The sequence below is a fragment of the Micromonospora chaiyaphumensis genome, from assembly GCF_900091435.1.
Lineage (GTDB): Bacteria > Actinomycetota > Actinomycetes > Mycobacteriales > Micromonosporaceae > Micromonospora > Micromonospora chaiyaphumensis.
The window spans coordinates 1-21,702 of sequence record NZ_FMCS01000011.1 but is presented as its reverse complement, the minus strand read 5'-3'; the positions used below and the strand labels follow the sequence as shown (position 1 = coordinate 21,702).

The window sequence follows — 21,702 nt, the reverse complement described above, 5'->3', positions numbered from 1 at the left end:
GGCGCCCGCCGCTGACCGGCGCGCGCCGGTCAGCGGATCACGCGGGGCGCTGTCAGGATTGACCCCGTGGTGATCCGACGCGTACTGGCGCCCCGCATCGACTTCGGCGCGCTGCGCCGCGAGCTGGGACTTCCCGAGGAATTCCCGGCCGCGGCGCAGCGCGAGGCCGACGCGGCCGCCGCCGCGCCGCTGCCGGCCGTCGCCGACCGGACCGACGTCCCGTTCGTCACTGTCGACCCGGCGACCTCGCGCGACCTCGACCAGGCCATGCACCTCGCCCGCCGTCCCGGTGGCGGTTTCCGCATCCGGTACGCGATCGCCGACGTGTTCACCCACGTCCGCCCCGGCGGGGCGCTCGAGGTGGAGACCTGGCGCCGGGGGCAGACCGTCTACCTGCCCGACGGCAACGTGCCGCTGCACCCGCACACGCTCAGCGAGGGGGCGGCCAGCCTGCTGCCCGACGCCGACCGGGCGGCGGTGCTGTGGACCATCGACCTCGACGCCGACGGCGCCATGGTCGCCGTCACGCTGGAGCGGGCCCGGGTGCGCAGCCGGGCCAAGCTCGACTACTCCGGGGTGCAGCGCGACGCCGACGCCGGGCGGCTGCCGGAGCCGATCGCCCTGCTGCCCGAGATCGGGGCCCTGCTCACCGCGCGCGGGCTGCACCGGGGGGCGATCAACCTGCCGCTGCCGGAGCAGGACGTCGAGCCGGACGGCGACGGCTGGCGGCTGGTGCTGCGCGGCCCCGGCCCGATGGAGGAGCACAACGCCCAGATCTCCCTGCTGACCGGGATGGCCGCCGCCGACATCATGCTCGCCGGCCGGATCGGCCTGCTGCGCACCATGCCGCCGCCCCGGCCGGAGGCGGTCGAGCGGCTGCGGCTGGCCGCCGGGCCGCTCGGCGTGCACTGGCCGGCCGGCGCCACGGTCGGCGCGGTGCTCGCCGGGCTGGACGCCTCGCAGCCCCGGGCGGCGGCCTTCGTCGACCAGGCCGCCGAGCTGATGCGCGGCGCCGCGTACACGGCGTTCGACGGCGAGCTGCCCGAGCAGCCGGAACACGGCGGGGTGGCCGCCGCGTACGCCCACGTGACGGCGCCGCTGCGCCGGCTCGCCGACCGGTACGCCACCGAGGCCTGCCTGGCCCTGCACGAGGGCCGGGAGGTGCCCGAGCACGTCCGCGCCGCGCTGCCGAAGCTGCCCGAGGTGATGGCCACCACCGACCGGACCGCCTCGGCGGCCACCCGGGGCGCGGTGGAACTGGCCGAGGCGGTGCTGCTGGCGCACCGGGTGGGGGAGACCTTCGAGGCGGCGGTGCTCGACGTGGACGAGCCGCGGCCCGCGGGCAACGGCCGGCCGGGGCGCCCGCCCGGGGGCACCGTCGCCCTGGACGAGCCGCCGGTGCGCGCCCGCTGCACGGGCGACCTGCCGCTCGGTGAGCGCGTCCGGGTGCGCCTGACCGCCGCCGACCCGGCGCAGCGCAAGGTCGCCTTCGAGAAGGCGTGAGGCGCGCCGAGCGCGGGGATTGTCACAGCGCCCGGCCGCGCTGCCGGGCGGTGACCTTTGCGAGGATGACCCGTATGGCTTACGACGCGACCACGCTGCCCGACGTCTCCGGGCTGACCGTCGGCATCATCGGTGGCACCGGCGACCAGGGGCGGGGCCTCGCCTACCGGTTCGCGCGGGCCGGGCAGACCGTGCTGATCGGCTCCCGCGCCGCCGACCGGGCCGCACAGGCCGCCGCCGAGATCGCCGCACTGCCCGGCGTGCCGGCCGGCGCCGCCGTCTCCGGAGCGGACAACGACGAGGTCGCCCGGCGCAGCGACGTGGTGATCATCGCGGTGCCGTGGGACGGGCACGCCGCCGTCGTCGGAGCGCTGGCCGGCCCGCTCGCCGGCAAGATCGTCGTCGACTGCGTCAACCCGCTCGGCTTCGACAAGCAGGGTCCGTACGCGCTGACCGTCCCCGAGGGCAGCGCCGTGCAGCAGGCCGCCGGGCTGCTGCCCGACTCCCGGGTCTGCGCCGCCTTCAACCACGTCAGCGCGCCCCTGCTGGCCGACCCGGAGGTCGACCGGATCGATCTGGACGTGCTCATCTGCACCGAGGACCGGGAACTCGTCGGCGTGGTCGCCGCGCTCGCCGCCCGGATCCCCGGGATGCGGGGCATCTACGCCGGCCGGCTGCGCAACGCCCACCAGATCGAGGCGTTCACGGCGAACCTCATCGCGATCAACAAGCGCTACAAGGCGCACGCCGGCATCCGCGTCACCGACCTCTGACGTCGTACCCGTGCGGCACCATCGCCGCATGGAGTGGCAACTGGTGATCGACTGTCGGGAGCCGTCGCGGCTCGTCGCGTTCTGGGCCGAGGCGCTGCGCTACCGGCCGCAGCCGCCGCCGGACGGGCACCCGACCTGGCGGGACTGGTACCTCTCGGTCGGCATCCCGGGTGAGGAGCTCGGCGAGGGCGACTGCGCCGACCGGCTGGAGGACCCGACCGGCGCCGGCCCGCGGATCTGGTTCCAGCCCGTCCCCGAGACCAAGACGGTCAAGAACCGGCTGCACATCGACCTGAAGGTCGGCGGCGGGCGCGGGGTGCCGGTGGTCGAGCGGCGGTCCCGCGTCGACGCCGAGGTGGCCCGGCTGACCGCCCTGGGCGCGCGGGTCCTCGGCTCGATGGACGACCCCGACAACGGCTACTACTCGGCGCAGCTCGCCGACCCGGAGGGCAACGAGTTCTGCGTGGTCTGAGCCGGCCGGGCGGCGCGGCTTGCGAGCCGCGCCGCCCGGCGTGCGGTCAGAAGGTGTGCTCGGCGGCGGGGAACTGGCCGCCGCGCACCTCCTCGGCGTAGCGGCGGGTGGCGTCGGTCAGCGCGCCGGCCAGGTCGGCGTAGCGCTTGACGAAGCGCGGGGCCTTGCCGGTGCGCAGGCCGGCCATGTCCTGCCACACCAGCACCTGCCCGTCGGTGTCCGGGCCGGCGCCGATGCCCACCGTGGGAATGCGCAGCTCGGCGGTGATCCGCTTGGCCACCTCGCCCGGCACCATCTCCAGCACCACCGCGAACGCGCCCGCCTCGGCCACCGCGCGGGCGTCGGCGATCACCTCCTCGGCGGTGTCGCCCCGGCCCTGCACCCGGTAGCCGCCCAGGGTGTGCTCGCTCTGCGGGGTGAAGCCGATGTGGGCCATCACCGGGATGCCCGCCCCGACGATCGCCTCGATCTGGGCGGCGCAGCGCCGGCCGCCCTCCAGCTTCACCGCATGGCAGCCGCCCTCCTTCATGAACCGCACGGCGGTCCGCAGCGCCTGCGTCGGCCCCTCCTCGTAGGAGCCGAAGGGCAGGTCACCGACGATCAGCGCCTGCCGGGTCGCCCGCACCACCGCGCGGACCAGGGGGAGCAGTTCCTCGGCGGTCACCGGCAGGGTCGTCTCGTAGCCGAAGACGTTGTTCGCCGCCGAGTCGCCGACCAGCAGCACCGGAATCCCCGCCTGGTCGAAGATCGAGGCGGTGTACTGGTCGTACGAGGTGAGCATCGCCCAGCGCTCGCCGCGCTCCTTGGCGGCGATCAGGTCGCGGGTGCGGACCCGCCGGGTGGCCGGCCCGCCGTAGAGGGCGGTCACCTCGGTGGGGGTGGACTCCACCATGACTCTCTCCTTCCTCGAGGCCGCGTTCGCGGTCCCCGGGTTCCGCCGCGATCGTCGCACCGGGGCACCGGCCGGGGGCAGGGCGGAGTGGAGGATTTCACTCCCGGCGGGGCGTGCGTCAGCCGTCCTCGCGCCAGCGGTTGGTGATCGGCAGCCGCCGGTCCCGGCCGAACGCCTTCATGGAGATCTTGGTGCCCGGGGCGGACTGCCGGCGCTTGTACTCGGCGGTATCCACCATCCGCAGCACCCGGTCGACGATCGCCGGGTCGTGGCCGGACGCCACCAGGCCCTCCCGCCCCAGGTCGCCGTCGACGTAGCCGATCAGGATCGGGTCGAGCACGTCGTATTCCGGGAGGCTGTCGCTGTCGAGCTGGCCGGGGCTCAGCTCGGCCGACGGCGGCTTGCCGATCGAGCTCTCCGGGATCGGGGGCGTCTCGCCACGCCGCTCGGCGTCGGCGTTGCGCCACTTGGCCAGCCGCCAGATCAGCGTCTTCCAGACGTCCTTCACCGGGTTGTAGCCGCCCACCGAGTCGCCGTACAGGGTGGAGTAGCCGACCGCCAGCTCGCTCTTGTTGCCGGTGGTGAGGACCAGGTGGCCCTCCTGGTTCGACAGCGCCATGAGGATCACGCCGCGGACCCGGGCCTGGAGGTTCTCCACGGTCACGCCGGAGAGCGACATGTTGGCCAGGAAGGTGTCCACCATGGGCTGGATCGGCTCGATCCGGAAGTGGAGGCCGGTGCGCTTCGCCAGCTCCTCGGCGTCGACCCGGGAGTGCTCGGAGGAGTGCTGGCTGGGCAGCGACACCCCGACCACCCGGTCCGGGCCGAGCGCGTCGACGGCCAGCGCCGCCGACACCGCCGAGTCGATGCCGCCGGAGAGGCCGAGCACCACCGAGGGGAACCGGTTCTTGTCGACGTAGTCGCGCAGGCCCAGCACCAGCGCCTGCCAGACCTCCGCCTCGTCGGCGACCGGCTCGATGATCCCGCCGACCGCGACCCCGTCGCCGGGGGACGGCGGGAGGATGTCGCTGACCTTGGCCCGGACGATCCGCATGTCGTCGGCGACCTCGTTGCCGCCGACCGGCTCCTTGGCCGGCGGCAGCTCCACGTCGTGCACCAGCAGGTGCTCGACGAACTGCGGCGCCCGGGCCAGCAGCGTGCCGTTCGCGTCGACGATCATCGAGTCACCGTCGTAGACCAGCTCGTCCTGGCCGCCGACCATGTTCACGTACGCGATCGTGGCGCCCGCCTCGGCCGCGCGGCGGCGGACCAGCGGCAGCCGGATGTCGTCCTTGTTGAGCTCGTAGGGCGAGCCGTTGATGTTGAGCACCAGCCCGACGCCCGCCTGCCGGGCCACCGCGAACGGGCCGCCGGCCTGCCAGAGGTCCTCGCAGATGGTCAGCGCGACGTCCACGCCGCCGATCCGGACCACGGTCAGCGCGTCGCCGGAGACGAAGTAGCGGTCCTCGTCGAACACCCCGTAGTTGGGCAGGTGGTGCTTGAAGTAGGTGGCGACCACCGCCCCGCCGTGCAGCAGCGCGGCCGCGTTGCGTGCCCCCTTGCCCGGCTCGGCGTCGGCGCTGACCTGCGGCGGGCCGTCCGCGTCGAGGTAGCCGACCAGGACCGGCAGGTCACCGAGACCGTCGGCGGCCAGGTCGGCGGCGAGCCGGTGCAGCGCCTCCCGCGAGGCGGCGACGAACGACCGGCGGAACACCAGATCCTCGACCGGGTAGCCGGTCAGCATCAGCTCCGGGAAGAGGGCGAGCTGGGCGCCGGCGTCGGCGGCCCTGCGGGCCCAGGCGCGGACCATGCCGGCGTTGCCGGTGATGTCACCGACCGTCGGGTCGACCTGGCACAGGGCGAGACGCAGGGTGGGCATGCCCTCATCTTGCCCCAGCGGAAGGGCCCGAATCCGACCGGACGCGGGAGACGCCATAGGCGTAACGTCGGCGTAACGCGCCCGGTGGACACTGGGCGGTCAGGCCCGGCCGGCGCGAGCGGCCCGGACGTACGTGTCACGAGGGGTGGAAGTGGACCGTCAGCAGGAGTTCGTCCTCCGTACGCTGGAAGAGCGGGACATCCGGTTCGTCCGGCTGTGGTTCACCGACGTGCTCGGCACGCTCAAGAGCGTGTCGGTGGCTCCCGCGGAGCTGGAGGCGGCCTTCGAGGAGGGCATCGGCTTCGACGGCTCGGCCATCGAGGGCTTCGCCCGGGTCTTCGAGTCGGACATGGTCGCCATGCCCGACCCGACCACCTTCCAGGTCTTCCCCTTCGAGGGCGGGGTCAGCGGTGAGAGCGCCCGGATGTTCTGCGACATCCTGCTCCCCGACGGCACCCCGTCCTGGGCCGACCCGCGGCACGTGCTGCGCCGGGCGCTCTCCCGGGCGGCCGAGAAGGGCTTCACCTTCTACACCCACCCCGAGATCGAGTTCTTCCTGCTGGAGAACGGGCCGCAGGACGGCTCGGTGCCGATCCCGGTCGACACCGGCGGCTACTTCGAGCACACCACCCACGCGGTGGCCCGCGACTTCCGCCGGCAGGCCGTGCTGGCGCTGGAGCGGATCGGCATCTCGGTGGAGTTCAGCCACCACGAGGTGGCCCCCGGCCAGCAGGAGATCGACCTGCGCTACGCCGACGCGCTCACCACCGCCGACAACATCATGACCTTCCGGCACGTGGTGAAGGAGGTCGCGCTCTCCACCGGCGTGCAGGCCAGCTTCATGCCGAAGCCCTTCACCGACCAGCCGGGCAACGGCATGCACACCCACCTGTCGCTGTTCGAGGGGGAGCGCAACGCGTTCCACGACGCCGGCGACCCCATGAAGCTCTCCAAGGTGGCCAAGTCGTTCATCGCCGGGCTGCTCACCCACGCCCGGGAGTACACCGCCGTCACCAACCAGTGGGTCAACTCCTACAAGCGTCTCTTCCCGCAGGCGCTGCCGGACCGGATCACCGAGAGCCCGGCGTACGTCTGCTGGGGTCACCTGAACCGGTCCGCGCTGGTCCGGGTCCCCGCCTACGGCAAGCCGAACTCGGCCCGGGTCGAGGTCCGCTCGCTGGACTCGGCGACCAACCCCTACCTGGCCTTCGCGGTCATGCTGGGCGCCGGCCTCAAGGGCATCGAGGAGGGCTACGAGCTGCCGCCGGGCGCCGAGGACGACGTCTGGTCGCTGAGCAGCGCCGAGCGCCGCGCCATGGGCTACGAGGCGCTGCCGGAGAACCTGGCCGAGGCGATCGACGTGATGGCCGGCTCGGAGCTGGTCGCCGAGGTGCTCGGCGAGCACGTCTTCGACTTCTTCCTGCGCAACAAGCGCGCCGAGTGGGAGCAGTACCGCCGCGAGGTCACTCCCTACGAGCGGCAGCGCTACCTGTCGCTCTAGCGCACCGGCCGGAGCTGTCGTACCCGGGGCATAGCCTCCGGTCGTGAACCGCACCGACCGTCTCTACGCGCTGGTGGAGGAGTTGCGGGCGGTGTCGCCGCGGCCGCGCAGCGCCCGGTGGCTGGCCGGGCGCTTCGAGGTCAGCACCCGCACCATCGAGCGGGACATCACGGCCTTGCAGGGCGCCGGGGTGCCGATCTGGGCCGAGCCGGGCCGCACCGGTGGCTACGTGGTCGACCGCGCCCGCACCCTGCCCCCGGTCAACCTGACCCCCAACGAGGCGGTGGCCATGGCCGTGGCGCTGCACCGGCTGGACGGCGCGCCGTTCGCCCCGGCCGCCGCCGCGGCGCTCCGCAAGCTGGTCGCCGTGATGCCACCGGCCGACGCCGCCGAGGCGCACCGCCTCGCGGGCCGGGTGCACCTGATGGGCGGCGGGCCGGCCACGCCCGTCCCGGCCGCCGTCGCCGACGCGGTCGCCGCGCGCCGCGTGCTCCGCCTGCGATACGCGGACCGCGACGGCGCCGCGTCGGCGCGGGACGTGGAGCCGCTGGCCTACCTGGGCAACCGGACGCACTGGTACCTGGTGGCCTGGTGCCGGCTGCGCGACGGGGTGCGCTGCTTCCGCACCGACCGGATCGTGTCGGTGCGCCCGCTGGCCGAGCCGGTGACCCGGGAGCTGCGCCCCGACGACCTGGACATTCCCGCCGGGCGGGTGCGTCCACTGAGCCTGGTCTGATTTCCGGCTTCCCGGGAAACACCGACAGGACGGTGTCGCGCCGGTCGCCGAGGCTGATTCCTGACGACGCCGGCCGACCGGCCGGCGCGAACCTCAGGAGGCAGCATGTCGAGCACGCCCGTGACCTGGTTCGAGATCGGCTCCGACGGCCCGGCGGAGGTCGAGCGCTTCTACGCCGACCTGTTCGGCTGGACCTTCGACGAGCAGGGCGGCCCGGGGGCGTCGTACCGGCAGACGGCGGCCGGCGGAGAGCGCGGGATCGCGGGCGCGATCCGGGCCACCGACGGCACCTCGCCGAACTACGCGATCTTCTACGCCGAGGTCGCCGACGTGGCGGAGTCGTGCCGGCGGGCCGAGGCGGCCGGGGGCAAGGTGCTGGTGCCGGTGCGCACCGCGCCGAGCGGCCTGGTCTGGGCCCACCTGCTCGACCCGTCGGGCAACCGCGTCGGCGTCTTCACGCCGCCCGCGGCCGGATGAGCGTCCGGGTGCGTGTGCCGTCGCCGTGACGACGACACACGCACCCGAAGCGCCGCGTGCGGTGGGCGGCCCCGCCGGTGCCGGCCGGGAGGGAGGTGCGGCCGGTGCGGGGTCGGCGGGGCCACCCGGGTCAGTTGCCGGACCGCTCGCCGCCGCCGCGGTGACCGTGACCGCCCGGGCCCGGGAAGACGCCGGCCTCGGCGGCCTTCAGCACCGCGTCGGCCTGCTCCTGGGTGAGCTTGCCGTCCTTGACGGCCTGGTCCAGCCGCTCCTTCAGCGCGGCCTGCCGGTCCTCGGTCGACGGCCGCTCGGGCCGGTCGGCCTGGCGCTGCTCGCGCAGCTTCTCCAGCGCCGCGGTGACCTTGTCGGTCGAGACGCCCAGTTCCTTGGCGAGCGACTCGGCGAACTCGGCCTGCCGGTCGGCCCGCTGCTGCTGCCGGTCGGTGCCCTGGTCGGTGCTCGTGCTGGCGCTCGGTGCCGGGCTGGGGCTCTTGTCGTCGGCGAGCGCCACCGTCGGGGCGGCGATCCCGACGCCGAGCACGCCGGCGGCGGCCAGGCCGGCCAGCAGGTGCTTCCTCGACATCCTGCGGATCATGCGATTCTCCTGTTCGGTGGTGGTGCGATGACGTCACCGACAGTGACCGGCCGAGCTGGGCGCAACCCGTGGCGAACCTGTCAGCGCGCTGGCAATCGCGGCCGTGAACCGGGACAAACCAGTTGCGACGGGCCGGGGCGGCCGCGAGGGTGGGCCGGTCACCGACGGGAAAGGCGAGGCCGCATGACGAACCCCTCCATCCACGAGATCGCGCTGCCGGATCCACGCTCCGGGCCGTACGGGATCACCGCCGGCCCGGACGGCGCGCTCTGGCTGACGCTGGCCGGGACGGGTGGCGTCGCCCGGGTCACGCCGGACGGCGAGGTGCGCACCTACCACGCGGACCCGCCGGAGAGCCGGCCGCTGATCATCACCGCCGGCCCGGACGGCGCGCTCTGGTACACCCGCTCGGGTGACGACCGGCTGGGCCGGGTCACCGTCGACGGGGAGACCAGCTCCGTGGCGCTCCCGCCGGGGACCGGGCCGTGCGGCCTCGCCGTCGGCCCGGACGACGCCCTCTGGTACGCCGGCATGGGCGACGACACCGTCGGCCGGGTCACCGTCGACGGGGCGGTCACCACCTTCGGACTGCCGGTCGCCAAGGGCTTCCCGTCGATGCTGGCCGCCGGGCCGGACGGCGCCCTCTGGCTCACCCTCAACCAGGGCAACGCGATCGCCCGGGTCGCCCCGGACGGCGCGGTGGCCCTGCATCCCCTGCCGACGGAGGCGGCCGGCCCGGTCGGCATCACCCTCGGCGGCGACGGCGCGCTCTGGTTCGTCGAGATCGCCGCCGGCCAGCTCGGCCGGATCACGCCCGACGGCCGGATCGACGAGTTTCCGCTGCCGGACCGCGCGGCCCGCCCGCACGCCGTCGTCGCGGACCCGGCCGGCGGCTGCTGGTTCACCGAGTGGGCGGCCAACCGCATCGGCCACATCGACAGTGCGGGCCGCATCACGGGCCACGACCTGCCCACTCCGTCCTCGGAACCGCACGGCCTGACGGTCACCTCCGACGGGACGGTGTGGGCGGCCCTGGAAACCGGCGCGGTCGCCCGCCTCACCCCGTAACAGGGGTCAGCGGACGGCGGCGGAGACCGTCAGGGTGCCGGCGGTGGCGTCGAGGACCGCGGGGGTGCCGACCGGGACCGTCAGCTGGTCGGGGCCGTGGCCGATCGGGAGGCCGCCGAGGACGGGCACGCCCAGGTCGCCGAGACGCTCGGTGAGCACGTCGGTGATCGTGGTGTCCCAGCCGTCGGCGCACTCGGTGAACTGGCCCACGGCCACCCCGGCGATCCCGTCCAGGGCACCGCAGCGGCGCAGGTGGGTGAGCATCCGGTCGACCTTGTACGGCGGCTCCTGCACCTCTTCGATGAGCAGCACCGCCCCGGTCAGGTCCGGCATGTCCGGGGTGCCGATGGACGCGGTGATGAGGCACAGGTTGCCGCCGAGCAGCCGCCCCTCCGCCCGGCCGGGCACCCGCACCGGGTACGTCTCCTCCTCCTTCACCGCCTCGACGGTCACCGGCTCGGTGGTCATCAGCGCGGCGTGCAGCGACTCCGCCGAGCGGGGCGGGGTGCGCTCGTCCCGCCACGCGGCGCCGGGGCCGTGCACGCCCGCCAGCCGGGCGCCCTGCCAGAGCGCGAACTGGAGGGCGGTGATGTCGGAGAAGCCGGCCACCACCTTCGGGTCCCGGCGGACGGCCGCCATGTCGATGAGGTCCACCACCCGCTGCGCGCCGTAGCCGCCCCGGGTGCAGATCACCCCGCGGATCTCCGGGTCGGCGAACGCGGTGTTCAGGTCGGCGGCCCGCAGCTCGTCGGCGCCGGCCAGGTAGCCCTGGCGGGCGTACGCGTTCGGCGCGGGCACCGGGCGCAGCCCCCAGCCGGTGAGCAGCTCGATGCCCCGGGCCACGCGCTCCGGGCGGGTCGGGCCGGAGGGCGAGACCAGCATCACCCGGTCCCCGGGGCGCAGGACCGGTGGGCGCAGGCAGTCGTCGGTGGGCACGACGGGAGCCTAGTGCGGCCGAGCCGGACCGGCCGTCGCCGGGCGTACCGGATAGCCTCGACGTCGTGGCGACCGCGCTGGTGATCGAGAACGACCCGACCGACGACCTCCGCCGCCTGGGGGAGTGGCTCACCGAGGGGGGCCTGGACCTGTACGTCCTGCGCCCGCACGCCGGCGACGAACTTCCCGCCGACCTCGACGGATACGTGGCGCTCGTCGTGCTCGGCGGCGAGCAGCAGGCCTACCCGCAGGCCGACGGCAGCCCCGGCGCACCCTGGTTCCCGGCCCTCGAGGGGCTGCTGCGCAAGGCGGTCCGGCAGCGGATCCCCACCCTCGGGGTCTGCCTCGGCGGCCAGTTGCTGGCCACCGCCCACGCCGGGCAGGTCGAGCGCAGCCCGTCCGGGCCCGAGGTGGGGCCCTCGGTGGTGGGCAAGCGGGACGCCGCCGAGACCGACCCGCTCTTCCGCTACGTGCCGCTGATGCCGGACGTGCTCCAGTGGCACACCGACGAGATCACCGAGCTGCCGCGCGGGGCCACCCTGCTGGCCGCCTCGACCCGCTACCCGCACCAGGCGTTCCGCCTGGGCGACCGGGCCTGGGGGCTCCAGTTCCACATCGAGTGCGACACCGCGATGATCGCCGACTGGGCCCGCGACTCCGACCTGTTGGCCGAGCTGGGCTACGACCCGGAGCTGGTGGTGGCCGCCTGCGACCGGGCGATGGCCGACGTCGAGGAGGTCTGGCAGCCGTTCGCCATCCGGTTCGCCGCCCTCGCGCTGGGCGAGCTGGACGACGTCGCCACCCGCCCCACCCTGCCGCTGCTCGGGCACTGAGATGACCCGACCGGCCCGGGGGCGCCTCGCCCGCTACGGCTTCGCCGAGGGCGACGGCGGGCCCCGCGCCGCCGACCTGCTCGGCCCGGACGGGCTCGGGCTGTGGCGCGTCGAGGAGCAGGAACCCGCCGACGAGGCGGCCGCCGAGCTGCTCGCCGCGCTGTCCCGGGCCGCCGACCCCGACCTGGCGCTGCGCCAGCTGCACCGCATCGTGGAGGCGGAACGGCGTACCGGGGAGAAGCCGGCGCTGCTGGACGCGCTCGCCGCCGACCCGGGGCTGCGCCGCCGCCTGGTCGCGGTCCTGGGTGCCTCCTCGGCGCTCGGCGACCACCTGGTGGCCAACCCCGACCAGTGGGCCGTGCTGGCCACCGAGCCGGACGGGCTCGCGCCCAGCGCCGACGGCCGGCTCGACCTGGCCGCGGCCGCCCGGCTGACCGCCGCCACCGGCCCGATCCCGGTGCTGCGGCAGGCGTACCGGCTCGCGCTCCTGCGGATCGCGGCGGCCGACCTGACCGGCGGGCGCGGCCTGGAGCAGACCATGGCGGCACTCTCCGGGCTCGCCGACGCCACCCTGGCCGCCGCCTACGACATCGCCGTCGGCGAGTTGCCCGAAGGCACTCCCCGGCCCCGGCTGGCCGTGGTGGCCATGGGCAAGTGCGGGGGCGACGAGCTCAACTACGTCTCCGACGTGGACGTCATCTTCGTCGCCGCCACCGACGACGACCTGGCGGCCGCCACCCAGGTGGCCACCCGGCTCATCCACGTCTGCGGGCTGGTCGCCTGGCCGGTCGACGCGGCGCTGCGCCCCGAGGGCAACCGGGGGCCGCTGGTCCGCACCCTCGCCAGCCACCTGGCCTACTACCGCCGCTGGGCCCGCACCTGGGAGTTCCAGGCGCTGCTCAAGGCCCGGCCGGCAGCCGGCGACCTGGCGCTCGCCCGCGAGTGGATCGACGCGCTCGCCCCGCTGGTCTGGACCGCCGCCGAGCGGCCGGAGGCGGTCGAGGACGTCCGCGCGATGCGCCGGAAGATCATCGACCACGTCCCGCCGAAGGAGCTGGAACGCGAGATCAAGCGCGGCCCGGGCGGGCTGCGCGACATCGAGTTCGCCGTCCAGCTGCTCCAGCTCGTGCACGGCCGCGGCGACGAGTCGCTGCGCGCGCCGGGCACCATCCCCGCGCTGCGCGCCCTGGTCGCCGGCGGCTACGTGGGCCGCGCCGACGGCGAGGCGCTGCTGCGCGGTTACCGCTTCCTGCGCGGCGTCGAGCACCGCCTCCAGCTCCAAGGCCTGCGCCGCACCCACACCGTGCCGACCGAGCCGGCCGCGCTGCGCTGGCTGGCCGCCGCGCTCGGCCACGCGGCCACCCCGGGGCGCAGCGCCGTCGAGGAGTTCCGCGCCGAGTGGGTCACCCACGCCACCGAGGTACGCCGGCTGCACGCCAAGCTGCTCTACCGCCCCCTGCTGGAGTCGGTGGCCCGGGTGCCGGCCGAGGGGCTGCGGCTCACCCCGGAGGCGGCCCGGCACCGGCTGGAGATCCTCGGCTTCGCCGACCCGGCCGGGGCGCTGCGGCACCTCCAGGCGCTCACCGGCGGGGTGAGCCGCACGGCCGCCATCCAGCGCACCCTGCTGCCGGTGCTGCTCAGCGAGTTCGCCGACGCGCCCGAGCCGGACCGGGGGCTGCTCAACTACCGGCAGGTCTCCGACAAGCTCGGCAGCACCCCCTGGTACCTGCGGCTGCTGCGCGACTCCGGCCCGGTGGCCCGCCGGCTGGCGCGGGTCCTCTCCTCCTCCCGGTACGCGGCCGACCTGCTGGCCCGCGAGCCGGAGGCGCTGCGGCTGCTGGCCGAGGACACCGAGCTGACCCCGCGCCCGCGGGAGGTGCTCGGCGAGGGCTTCACGGCCGCCGCGGCCCGGCACGACGACCCGGTCGAGGCCACCCGCGCCGTCCGCGCGCTGCGCCGCCGCGAGCTGGTGCGGCTCGCCTGCGCCGACGTGCTCAGCCGGGCCGGTGCGCTCGCCCCGCTCACCCCGCGGTCGCCGGACGGCGGCGGGCGGGTGCCCACCCTCGCGGACGTCAGCGCTGTCGGTGCCGCCCTCTCCGACGTCGCCGACGCCACCCTGGCCGCCGCGCTGCGCACCGCCCGGGCCGCCCAGCCGGGCCCGCCCGGCCTGCGCTTCGCCGTGATCGGCATGGGCCGCCTCGGCGGGCGCGAGTCGAACTACCTCTCCGACGCCGACGTGCTCTTCGTCTACGACCCGCCGCCGGACGGGGACGAGCGGGCCGCGGCGGCCGCCGCCCACGCCGTCGCCGAGGAACTTCGCCGGCTGCTCTCCGCGCCGGCCCCCGACCCGCCGCTCGGGGTCGACGCCGACCTGCGCCCCGAGGGCCGGCAGGGCCCGCTGGTGCGCAGCCTCGCCGCGTACGCGCAGTACTACGCCCGCTGGTCGAAGGTGTGGGAGGCGCAGGCACTGCTGCGGGCCCGGTTCGTCTGCGGCGACGCCGACCTGGGCGCCGAGTTCGAGGCGATGATCGAGCCGGTGCGCCACCCGGCCGACGGCCTGACCCGCGAGCAGGTGGTGGAGATCCGCCGGATCAAGGCCCGGGTGGAGACCGAGCGGCTGCCGCGCGGCGCCGACCCGGCCACCCACACCAAGCTGGGGCGGGGCGGGCTCGCCGACGTGGAGTGGGCGGTGCAGCTGCTCCAGCTCCGGCACGCCGGCCGGCTGCCCGCGCTGCGCGGCACGAGCACCCTCGCCGCGCTCGCCGCGGCCCGGGACGCCGGGCTGGTCGACCCCGAGGACGCGGCCGAGATGGCGGCCGGCTGGACGCTCGCCGCCCAGGTCCGCAACGCGCTGATGCTGGTCCGCGGCCGGGCCGGTGACCAGCTGCCGCGGCACGGGTTGGAACTGGCCGGCGTGGTGCGGCTGCTCGGCGGCGACGACCCGGGCGAGTTCCTCGACGAGTACCTGCGTACCGGCCGCCGCGCCCGGGCCGCCATGGAACGGGTCCTCGACGCCCCGTCCTGACCGTCGGCCATCGGCCTGCACGGCTCGGGTCGTCGCCGCTCCTCCCGCACCGCTCGCGTCTTGGCCGGCTGACCTCGCACACGCACCTGTCGAGCTGATGCCGAAAACGACTCAACGGCGGCCGCCACCCCGGGGCGGCCTGCCGGTCGGAGAGGTGGCGTCGGGCTGAGCCGGCGGCGACCTCAGCTCGAACTGCCGGGAACGACTCAGCCGCGGTGCCGCCCGGGCGGCCTCCCGGCCTAACGGGGGGTAGGGATCGGTGAGTCGGCGGCGACATCAGCTCGAAAGCCGCTCGCCAGGAGTCCGGCCGGGTCGTCCGCTACCTCGCCGCCGACTAGGAACTTGATGACGTAGGTGGATCACCCGAGCCGTGTGCGGCGACGGGCGCCGGTGACTCATCCACGTCATCAAGTTTGTAGCGGCTCGCGGCCTCCACGCCCGGTCGATCCCCGGGTCGGATGTGCCGCCGCGCGGCATGGTCACGGTCGTTTGTCATCAGGGTCGTAGCGGACATGTGGCCCGCCCAGATCAGCCGATAAGTGTCCCGCATGCGGCATCGTCGCGGCATCCATCAGCGTGATCATGGCGGCGGACGCGGTCGGGCCGGGTCAGCTGCTGACGGTGTAGGTGCCCGCGCGCGGCACCGTCACGATCGTCCAGTCGCCGTCGGGGGCGAGGGTGGCCCCGCCGGAGACGGTCAGCCAGCGGTCGTGGCGTACCCGCAGTGGCACCGCGCCGGGGCCGGCGGTGCGGAAGGTCACGGTGGCAGCGTCCTGGCGAACCAGCTCGCCCGGGGCGCCGACCAGCGGGGTCGGGTCGGCCACCGCGTAGAGCCGCCAGTGCGGGGCCGACCAGACCTCGGTGAGGTATGGCAGGCCGGCCAGCACCAAGTCCGCCTCTGGTCGGCCCACCCAGGACAGCTCGACGTCGGGCACGGCGACGTACTGCACCGCGTTCTCCGTCAGCCAGGCGCGGTAGGTGTCGGTGGTCAGCCGGACGCCGGTGCCGGGCGCGCCGGGAACGGTGGTGAAGAAGAGCGGGTTGCGGGCGATGTCGGCCTGCCGCAGCCAGCCCCGCGCCAGGGGCACCTCGCCGAGGTGGGCGGCCTCCCAGTAGTTGCGGGTGGGCGGCACCTCCACCCGCCCGGTGAGCCCGCGGCGGTCGAGTTCGGCCCGCAGTGGCGCGAAGTACGCCGCATCGGCCGTCGGATCGTCCGCGCTGGCCAGGTCGGCGGTGACCACGGGCGGCTGCCACACGCAGACCGCCGCCAGCAGCGCGGCCAGCGCCACCGCCGCGGCCGGCCGCCGCACCGCCGACCGGCTCGGCAGGCGGCCGGTCAGGCGGCGGGGGAGTGTCGCCGTGGCGGCCAGCACGGGCAGCGCGAACATCACCACGAGGCGGGTGGCGTTCAGGCCGACCGGGGTGTGCAGCAGCGCGGCGGCCAGCACCCCGACCGCCGACAGCAGCGCGCCCACCCGCACCGGCCGGTAGGCCACCAGCGCGGCCACCAGCAGGCTGGTCACCACGGCGTGCACGGTGTCGGTGCGGCTGATGTTCATCCAGCCGCCCTCGCCGAAGAGCAGCCCGCTCACGGCCAGGGGCGCGGCGGCGGGCACGGCGAGCAGCAGGCCGTCGGCGTACCGGCGGGTGAGCAGCAGCGCGGCCCCGGCCAGGCCGACGAAGAGCCCGGCGACCGGGCTGGCCGCCGAGGCGAGCAGGGCGGCCAGGCCGGCCAGCACGGGACGCCACCACCGGGCGCGTCCGGCACCGCCGGTGGGCAGGGTCAGCGCCAGCAGTGCGGCGAGGCCGAAGGCGACCCCGAGGGCGTACGTGACTCGGCCGGAGACCAGGTTGCCGGCGATGGTGAGCACCCCGACGAGGCTGCCCAGCTGCGGCCGGGGCACCCGGGTCCGGACCAGCAGGGCGGCGAACGCGGTCGCCGAGGCGAGCAGGGTGAGCGCGCCGGTGGGGCGGACCCCGAGCAGGGTCATGAGCGGCGGCGAGACCAGGCTGTAGCCCCACGGGTGGACCCCGCCGTACCAGCGCAGGTCGACCAGGGCGGGCCCGTGCGCGGCGAAGAAGCCGGCCCGGGCCACCTGGGCGGACAGGTCCGAGCCGGTGGCCGGAAGGGTGAGATACAGCACGGCGAGGACCAGCGCGGACGCGGCGGTCACCGCCACCACCCGACCGCCCCGCATGCCCACCTCCTGATCGCGACCCACCGTACTGGCAGCATGTCCGGCGTGCCTCACCACCTCTCGCGCTGGATCGGCCTGGCGGGCTCGGTGCTGCTCGCCGTGGCCGCCTACCTCGGCGGCGCGCTGCCGCACGGAGAACTGCGCCCCACCCCGGTCAGCATCTGGCAGGGCCCGAACGGGCCCCTGGTCATCGGTCTCTGGCTGGTCGGCACCGCCCTGCTGGCCGGGGCCTGGTGGTCGCTGCGCGACCGGGCGCCGTCGACCCGCTGGGTGCTCGTCACGGTGGCGCTCTGGCTGCTGCCGATGCTGTTCACGCCGCCGCTGGGCAGCCGGGACGCGTACGCCTACGCCTGCCAGGGTGCCAGCTACTCGGCCGGGATCAACCCCTACGAGCAGGGCGTGTCGGCGCTGCCCTGCCCCTGGCTGGACACCATCTCCTACATCTGGCGGGACACTCCGGCACCGTACGGGCCGCTGTTCGTGGTGCTCTCCGGGGCGGTGGTGTCGGCGGCCGGGTCGCTGGCCGGCAGTGTGGCGCTGTTCCGGCTGCTCGCGGTGGCCGGGGTGGCGCTGACCGCCTGGGCGCTGCCGGTGCTGGCGCGTCGCTGCGGGGTGCCGCCGCAGCGGGCGCTCTGGCTCGCGCTGGCCTGCCCGCTGGTGCCCGTGCACCTGGTCTCCGGCGCGCACAACGACGCGCTCATGGTGGGGCTGCTTATCGCCGGGCTGGCCGTGGTGGCGGCCCGGCCCGGCCGGCCGCTGCCGCTGCTCGCCGGTGGGCTGCTGCTCGGCCTGGCCGCCGCCGTCAAGGTCACGGCGCTGGTCGTGGTGCCGTTCGCCGCGCTGGCCGCGATCGTCGGGCCGTACCGGATCCGGTCGCTGGTCCGCGACGGCGCGTGGGTGGTCGGCGCGGCGGTGGCCACGGTGGTCGCCGTGACCCTCGCCGCGGGCCTCAACTTCGGCTTCATCAGCGGCCTCGAACAGGGCGGCCTCGTCGTGGCCTGGACCTCACCGCCCACCGCGGTCGGGCAGACCGCCGGGTACGTCGCGGCGATCTTCGGCGCGCACATCGACGCGCTGCCGGTCACCCGGGGCATCGCCGTGGTGGTGCTGGTGGCGGTGCTGGTCTGGCTCTGGTTCCGGGCGCTGCGCCGCGGGGAACCCTTCTGGCACGCCGGCCTCGCGCTGACCGCCACGGTCGCGCTCTCGCCGCTGTTCCACCCCTGGTACTGGATGTGGCCCCTCACCGTGCTCGCCGCCACCGCCCGCCGGACCGGCTGGTTCGCGCTGGTGGCGCTGGTGTCCGCGTTCCTCGTCCTGGCCGACGGCACCGGCCTGCCCCGGTGGAGCAAGATGCCGGGCGCGCCCCTCATGACGCTGTTGGTGATCGTGGTGGTGGTCCGGTTGGTACGTTCGGCTCGGGCGGCCCGCCGGCCGGTCCCCGCCGACCGAGGAGCCGACTGAGAGAGGTGCCGGTGAGCGAGCCCGGCGCGCTGCCCGACGGACCGGTCCGGCCGGTGGCGCCCGCGCTCGCCCGGTACGCCGGACTCGCCGGTGCGGTGCTGCTGACCGTCGCCGGCTGGCTCGGCGGCGCGCTGCCCGACACCCCCGCCGTGACCAGCCTCGGCGCCGCCTGGCGCGCCCCGCACGGCCCGGCGGTGCTCGGCTGCTGGCTGGCCGGCACGGTGCTGCTGGTCGGTGCCTGGTGGTCGTTGCGCTGGGGCGCGCCGTCGGCCCGGTGGGCGTACCTGACCGCCGGGCTCTGGCTGCTCCCCCTGCTGGCCGCGCCGCCGCTGGGCAGCCGGGACGTCTACTCGTACGCCTGCCAGGGCTGGTCCTGGACGCACGGCGTCGACCCGTACCGGGTCGGTGTGGTGTCCGCGGGTTGCCCGTGGGCGGAGAGCGTGTCGCCGATCTGGCGGGACACCCCGGCACCGTACGGGCCGTTCTTCGTGCTGCTCGCCGGCCTGGCCGTGCTGCTCGGGGGCGGCCTGGTCGGCGCGATCGTGCTGCTGCGGGTGGTGGCCCTGGCCGGGGTGCTGCTGGCCGCGCTCTGCCTGCCCGGGCTGGCCCGGGCCGCCGGGGTGCCGACCCGCCGGGCCGCCTGGCTGGCGCTGGCCTGCCCGCTGGTCGGGGTGCACCTGGTGGCCGGCGCGCACAACGATGCCGTGGGGCTCGGGCTGCTGCTGCTCGGCCTGCTGGTGCTGGTCCGCCGGCCCGGCCGGCCGCGGGCGCTGCTCGCGGCCGGGGTGCTGCTCGGACTGGCGGTGGCGGTGAAGGCGGTCGCCGTGGTCGTGCTCCCGTTCGCGGCGCTGGCCGCCGTGCTCGGCCGCTACACGTGGCGGGCGCTGCTGCGCGACGGCGGTTGGCTGGCCGGGGGAGTGCTGGCCACGCTGGTGCTCACGAGCCTGGCCACCGGACTGGGCCTGGGGTGGGTACGCGGCCTGGCCCGCAGCGGCGACTCCGAGCAGTGGACGTCCCCGCCGACCGCGGTCGGTCTGGTGGTCGACTACGCGGGCGCCCTGGCCGGCCGGGACCCGCAAGCGGTGCCCGTGGTCCGGGCGGTCGCGCTCGCCGTGCTCGCCGTGCTGCTGGTCCTGCTCTGGTGGCGGTCGTGGACGGCGTTGCGCCGGCTGGGCGACGTCCGGCAGCGGGCGGCCCGGCTGGCTGCCGCCCGGCCCCGGGTGACCCTGGCCGGGGCGGGTCTGGCGCTGGCCGCCACCGTGCTGCTCGCCCCGGTCTTCCACCCCTGGTACGCGACCTGGCCCCTGGCGCTGCTCGTGGTGGCGACGGTCGCCGTGGCGCGCACCGTGTGGTTCGTGGCGCCCTGCGCGGTGGCCGCGTTCCTCGCCCTGCCGGACGGCACCAACCTGGCCCGCTTCACCAAGGCGCCGGGGGCGATCCTCATGACCGCGCTGGTGCTGGCCGTCGTGGTGGCGGCCATCCGCGCCCGCCGCGCCCGCTGAACTTCCCCCGAAGTGGTTGACGCCGCCCCGCCCGGCCTCTATGTTTAACGCATCCGTTAATTAACGAGGTGGTTAAGCAATGGCCGAGGATCGACTCAGCGTCATCTTCGCGGCGCTGGCCGACCCGACCCGCCGGGGGATCCTCGCCCGGCTCGCGGAGGGGGACGCCACCGTCTCGGAGCTCGCCGAGCCGTTCGCGATCAGCCTTCCGGCGATCTCCCGGCACCTGAAGGTGCTGGAGCACGCCGGGCTGATCACCCGGAGCCGGAGCGCGCAGTGGCGGTCCAGCAGCCTCAACCCGGAGCCGCTGCGCGAGGCGACGGCCTGGATGGAGCGCTACCGGCAGTTCTGGGACGCCAACTTCGACCGGCTCGACGCCCACCTCAGGCGGATCCAGGCGCAGACCGAACGGAAAGACCGATGAGAGAGGACAGCAGCATGACCGACACGCAGGCGACCCAGGAACTCGTCATGACCCGGGTCTTCGACGCCCCGCGGGAGCTGGTCTGGCGCGCGTTCACCGACCCGGACCAGTTCGCCGAGTGGTTCGCCCCGGTCGGTTGGTCCGTGCCGCGGGACACCGTCGACATGGACGTCCGGGTCGGCGGCCACCAGCGCTTCGTCATGGTCAACGACGAGGACCCCGCGATGACCTCGCCGGCCGACGGCACCTTCGCCGAGGTGGTGGAGCACGAGCTGCTGGTGGGCTACGAGGAGGCACACGGCGTGCCGGGCGTGCCCGACGGCACCCGGTTCACGCTGCGGCTGGAGTTCCACGCCGAGCCCGGCGACCGGACCCGGCTGGTGCTGCGCCAGGGCCCGTTCGCGCCGGAGATGCGGTCCGGCGCCGAGCAGGGCTGGGGCAGCTCCTTCACCAAGCTGGACGCGCTGCTCGCCCGCTGACGGGTACGCGAACCGGCCGGACCGGCCCCGCTGTCGCGGCGCCGGTCCGAGCCGATAGCCCCTGGCGGTGCGCACTTGACCCAGATTCCGGCCGTTATGCCCGGAATTAACCTTACGATGAGGTCTCTTCGTGGAGGTGAAGGGCCATGTCGACGTATATCGCGCTGCTGAACTGGACCGATCAGGGGATCCGTGCCTACCGGGACACCCCGAAGCGCGCCGATGCCTTCGCCGCGGCGACCCAGAAGGTCGGGGCGAAGCTCGTGAGCCTTCACTGGACCGTCGGTCCGTACGACCTCGTGGCCGTCGTCGAGGCGCCCGACGAGGAGACCGCCGCTGCGGCGCTCCTGCAGCTCGGCGGGGCGGGCAACGTCCGTACCACGACCATGCGGGCCTTCAGTCAGGACGAGATGGCCGGCATCATCGCCAAAACTGCCGGCTGAGGCCTGCCACGCACGGCCAGGACGGCGGCCGCCCGGCAGACCGAGCACGACGGGCCGTCGATCGCTCGCATGCGGCGGCGATCGACGGCCCGTCGGGTGAACCCAAAGGGTTGTCAGCTCAGCAGTCGAAGTACATGGCGAACTCGTGCGGGGTCGGGCGCAGGCGCACCGGGTCGACCTCGTTGGCGCGCTTCCAGCCCACCCAGGTGGAGATCAGGTCCGGCGTGAACACGCCGCCGTCGAGCAGGTAGTCGTGGTCGGCCTCAAGCGCGTCGAGGACGGCGGGCAGGCTGCCGGGGACCTGCTTGACGTCGCCCCACTCCTCCGGCGGCAGGTCGTAGAGGTCCTTGTCGATCGGGGCGGGCGGTTCGGTCTTGTTCTTGATGCCGTCCAGACCGGCCATGAGCATGGCGGAGAACGCGAGGTAGGGGTTGCTGGACGGGTCCGGCACGCGGAACTCGACGCGCTTGGCCTTCGGGTTGGCGCCGGTGACGGGGATGCGGGT

19 protein-coding genes and 1 pseudogene are annotated in these 21,702 nt (G+C 75.1%); 14 read left to right on the top strand and 6 right to left on the bottom strand.

The window, feature by feature from the left end; all coding sequences use genetic code 11:
* Positions 1 to 66: 66 nt before the first annotated feature.
* The 3 genes from GA0070214_RS25675 to GA0070214_RS25665 all read left to right on the top strand — a co-directional run bounded on the left by GA0070214_RS25675 (position 67) and on the right by GA0070214_RS25665 (position 2,748).
* The gene (locus GA0070214_RS25675) at positions 67 to 1,503 is read left to right on the top strand and encodes an RNB domain-containing ribonuclease (RefSeq protein WP_091269082.1); all 1,437 of its coding nucleotides are present in this window, start codon (positions 67 to 69) and stop codon (positions 1,501 to 1,503) included.
* 74 nt (positions 1,504 to 1,577) lie between these two features.
* Positions 1,578 to 2,276, top strand: coding sequence for an NADPH-dependent F420 reductase (npdG, locus tag GA0070214_RS25670; protein WP_091269081.1), 699 nt, complete (start codon positions 1,578 to 1,580; stop codon positions 2,274 to 2,276).
* Positions 2,277 to 2,304: 28 nt separating this feature from the next.
* Entirely contained in the window at positions 2,305 to 2,748 is a 444-nt protein-coding gene (locus tag GA0070214_RS25665) for a VOC family protein (RefSeq protein ID WP_091269080.1), read from the top strand.
* Positions 2,749 to 2,794: 46 nt separating this feature from the next.
* Here the strand turns inward: GA0070214_RS25665 and panB are convergent, their stop codons facing one another.
* Both panB and GA0070214_RS25655 read right to left on the bottom strand, forming a co-directional pair.
* Positions 2,795 to 3,640: a 3-methyl-2-oxobutanoate hydroxymethyltransferase gene (panB, locus tag GA0070214_RS25660; protein ID WP_091269079.1), complete on the bottom strand. Its 846-nt coding sequence runs from the start codon at positions 3,638 to 3,640 to the stop codon at positions 2,795 to 2,797.
* A 118-nt stretch (positions 3,641 to 3,758) separates the two neighbouring features.
* A complete protein-coding gene (locus GA0070214_RS25655; protein WP_091269078.1) occupies positions 3,759 to 5,519 on the bottom strand; it encodes an NAD+ synthase in 1,761 nt (586 codons plus the stop codon).
* Positions 5,520 to 5,670: 151 nt separating this feature from the next.
* On the opposite strand from GA0070214_RS25655, the gene glnA reads away from it, so the two are divergent.
* From glnA to GA0070214_RS25640, 3 genes are all read left to right on the top strand, one after another.
* Positions 5,671 to 7,020, top strand: coding sequence for a type I glutamate--ammonia ligase (glnA, locus tag GA0070214_RS25650; RefSeq protein WP_091269077.1), 1,350 nt, complete (start codon positions 5,671 to 5,673; stop codon positions 7,018 to 7,020).
* Positions 7,021 to 7,063: 43 nt separating this feature from the next.
* Entirely contained in the window at positions 7,064 to 7,756 is a 693-nt protein-coding gene (locus GA0070214_RS25645) for a helix-turn-helix transcriptional regulator (protein WP_091269076.1), read from the top strand.
* A gap of 105 nt (positions 7,757 to 7,861) precedes the next feature.
* On the top strand, positions 7,862 to 8,233 hold the full coding sequence (locus GA0070214_RS25640) for a VOC family protein (protein WP_091269075.1): 372 nt from the start codon (positions 7,862 to 7,864) through the stop codon (positions 8,231 to 8,233).
* A gap of 130 nt (positions 8,234 to 8,363) precedes the next feature.
* Here GA0070214_RS25640 and GA0070214_RS25635 read toward each other — a convergent pair whose 3' ends face one another.
* Positions 8,364 to 8,828 (bottom strand): hypothetical protein, encoded by a 465-nt coding sequence (locus GA0070214_RS25635; protein ID WP_091269074.1) that lies wholly within the window; start codon positions 8,826 to 8,828, stop codon positions 8,364 to 8,366.
* 183 nt (positions 8,829 to 9,011) lie between these two features.
* Between GA0070214_RS25635 and GA0070214_RS25630 the strand changes: the two genes are divergently transcribed.
* The gene (locus GA0070214_RS25630; RefSeq protein WP_091269073.1) at positions 9,012 to 9,896 is read left to right on the top strand and encodes a Vgb family protein; all 885 of its coding nucleotides are present in this window, start codon (positions 9,012 to 9,014) and stop codon (positions 9,894 to 9,896) included.
* 6 nt (positions 9,897 to 9,902) lie between these two features.
* Here GA0070214_RS25630 and GA0070214_RS25625 read toward each other — a convergent pair whose 3' ends face one another.
* Entirely contained in the window at positions 9,903 to 10,832 is a 930-nt protein-coding gene (locus GA0070214_RS25625) for a S66 peptidase family protein (protein ID WP_091269071.1), read from the bottom strand.
* A gap of 65 nt (positions 10,833 to 10,897) precedes the next feature.
* On the opposite strand from GA0070214_RS25625, the gene GA0070214_RS25620 reads away from it, so the two are divergent.
* Positions 10,898 to 11,665 (top strand): type 1 glutamine amidotransferase, encoded by a 768-nt coding sequence (locus GA0070214_RS25620; protein ID WP_091269068.1) that lies wholly within the window; start codon positions 10,898 to 10,900, stop codon positions 11,663 to 11,665.
* A 1-nt stretch (position 11,666) separates the two neighbouring features.
* Positions 11,667 to 14,690, top strand: a complete 3,024-nt coding sequence (locus GA0070214_RS25615; RefSeq protein WP_091269066.1) for a bifunctional [glutamine synthetase] adenylyltransferase/[glutamine synthetase]-adenylyl-L-tyrosine phosphorylase — start codon at positions 11,667 to 11,669, stop codon at positions 14,688 to 14,690.
* Between the two features lie 608 nt (positions 14,691 to 15,298).
* Here GA0070214_RS25615 and GA0070214_RS25610 read toward each other — a convergent pair.
* Positions 15,299 to 16,888, bottom strand: a complete 1,590-nt coding sequence (locus GA0070214_RS25610) for a hypothetical protein (protein WP_091269064.1) — start codon at positions 16,886 to 16,888, stop codon at positions 15,299 to 15,301.
* A 45-nt stretch (positions 16,889 to 16,933) separates the two neighbouring features.
* Between GA0070214_RS25610 and mptB (GA0070214_RS25605) the strand changes: the two genes are divergently transcribed.
* From mptB (GA0070214_RS25605) to GA0070214_RS25585, 5 genes are all read left to right on the top strand, one after another.
* Positions 16,934 to 18,349, top strand: coding sequence for a polyprenol phosphomannose-dependent alpha 1,6 mannosyltransferase MptB (mptB, locus tag GA0070214_RS25605; protein ID WP_208602901.1), 1,416 nt, complete (start codon positions 16,934 to 16,936; stop codon positions 18,347 to 18,349).
* 11 nt (positions 18,350 to 18,360) lie between these two features.
* The gene (gene mptB, locus GA0070214_RS25600; RefSeq protein WP_091269260.1) at positions 18,361 to 19,851 is read left to right on the top strand and encodes a polyprenol phosphomannose-dependent alpha 1,6 mannosyltransferase MptB; all 1,491 of its coding nucleotides are present in this window, start codon (positions 18,361 to 18,363) and stop codon (positions 19,849 to 19,851) included.
* Between the two features lie 79 nt (positions 19,852 to 19,930).
* Positions 19,931 to 20,275 (top strand): ArsR/SmtB family transcription factor, encoded by a 345-nt coding sequence (locus tag GA0070214_RS25595; protein WP_091269059.1) that lies wholly within the window; start codon positions 19,931 to 19,933, stop codon positions 20,273 to 20,275.
* A gap of 14 nt (positions 20,276 to 20,289) precedes the next feature.
* A complete protein-coding gene (locus GA0070214_RS25590; protein ID WP_167364335.1) occupies positions 20,290 to 20,754 on the top strand; it encodes an SRPBCC family protein in 465 nt (154 codons plus the stop codon).
* Between the two features lie 146 nt (positions 20,755 to 20,900).
* Entirely contained in the window at positions 20,901 to 21,197 is a 297-nt protein-coding gene (locus tag GA0070214_RS25585; protein ID WP_091269055.1) for a GYD domain-containing protein, read from the top strand.
* A gap of 118 nt (positions 21,198 to 21,315) precedes the next feature.
* Here the strand turns inward: GA0070214_RS25585 and GA0070214_RS25580 are convergent.
* A pseudogene (locus GA0070214_RS25580) lies at positions 21,316 to 21,702 on the bottom strand (type I glutamate--ammonia ligase); the annotation flags it as partial.

Excerpts from the sequence above, each read along its gene's own strand:
- npdG (WP_091269081.1), top strand. The coding sequence starts at position 1,578 with ATGGCTTACGACGCGACCACGCTGCCCGACGTCTCCGGGCTGACCGTC.
- GA0070214_RS25665 (WP_091269080.1), top strand. The coding sequence starts at position 2,305 with ATGGAGTGGCAACTGGTGATCGACTGTCGGGAGCCGTCGCGGCTCGTC.
- GA0070214_RS25595 (WP_091269059.1), top strand. The coding sequence starts at position 19,931 with ATGGCCGAGGATCGACTCAGCGTCATCTTCGCGGCGCTGGCCGACCCG.
- panB (WP_091269079.1), bottom strand. The coding sequence starts at position 3,640 with ATGGTGGAGTCCACCCCCACCGAGGTGACCGCCCTCTACGGCGGGCCG.
- GA0070214_RS25585 (WP_091269055.1), top strand. The coding sequence starts at position 20,901 with ATGTCGACGTATATCGCGCTGCTGAACTGGACCGATCAGGGGATCCGT.
- GA0070214_RS25635 (WP_091269074.1), bottom strand. The coding sequence starts at position 8,828 with ATGATCCGCAGGATGTCGAGGAAGCACCTGCTGGCCGGCCTGGCCGCC.
- GA0070214_RS25630 (WP_091269073.1), top strand. The coding sequence starts at position 9,012 with ATGACGAACCCCTCCATCCACGAGATCGCGCTGCCGGATCCACGCTCC.
- GA0070214_RS25655 (WP_091269078.1), bottom strand. The coding sequence starts at position 5,519 with ATGCCCACCCTGCGTCTCGCCCTGTGCCAGGTCGACCCGACGGTCGGT.
- GA0070214_RS25640 (WP_091269075.1), top strand. The coding sequence starts at position 7,862 with ATGTCGAGCACGCCCGTGACCTGGTTCGAGATCGGCTCCGACGGCCCG.
- GA0070214_RS25610 (WP_091269064.1), bottom strand. The coding sequence starts at position 16,888 with ATGCGGGGCGGTCGGGTGGTGGCGGTGACCGCCGCGTCCGCGCTGGTC.
- GA0070214_RS25615 (WP_091269066.1), top strand. The coding sequence starts at position 11,667 with ATGACCCGACCGGCCCGGGGGCGCCTCGCCCGCTACGGCTTCGCCGAG.
- GA0070214_RS25590 (WP_167364335.1), top strand. The coding sequence starts at position 20,290 with ATGACCGACACGCAGGCGACCCAGGAACTCGTCATGACCCGGGTCTTC.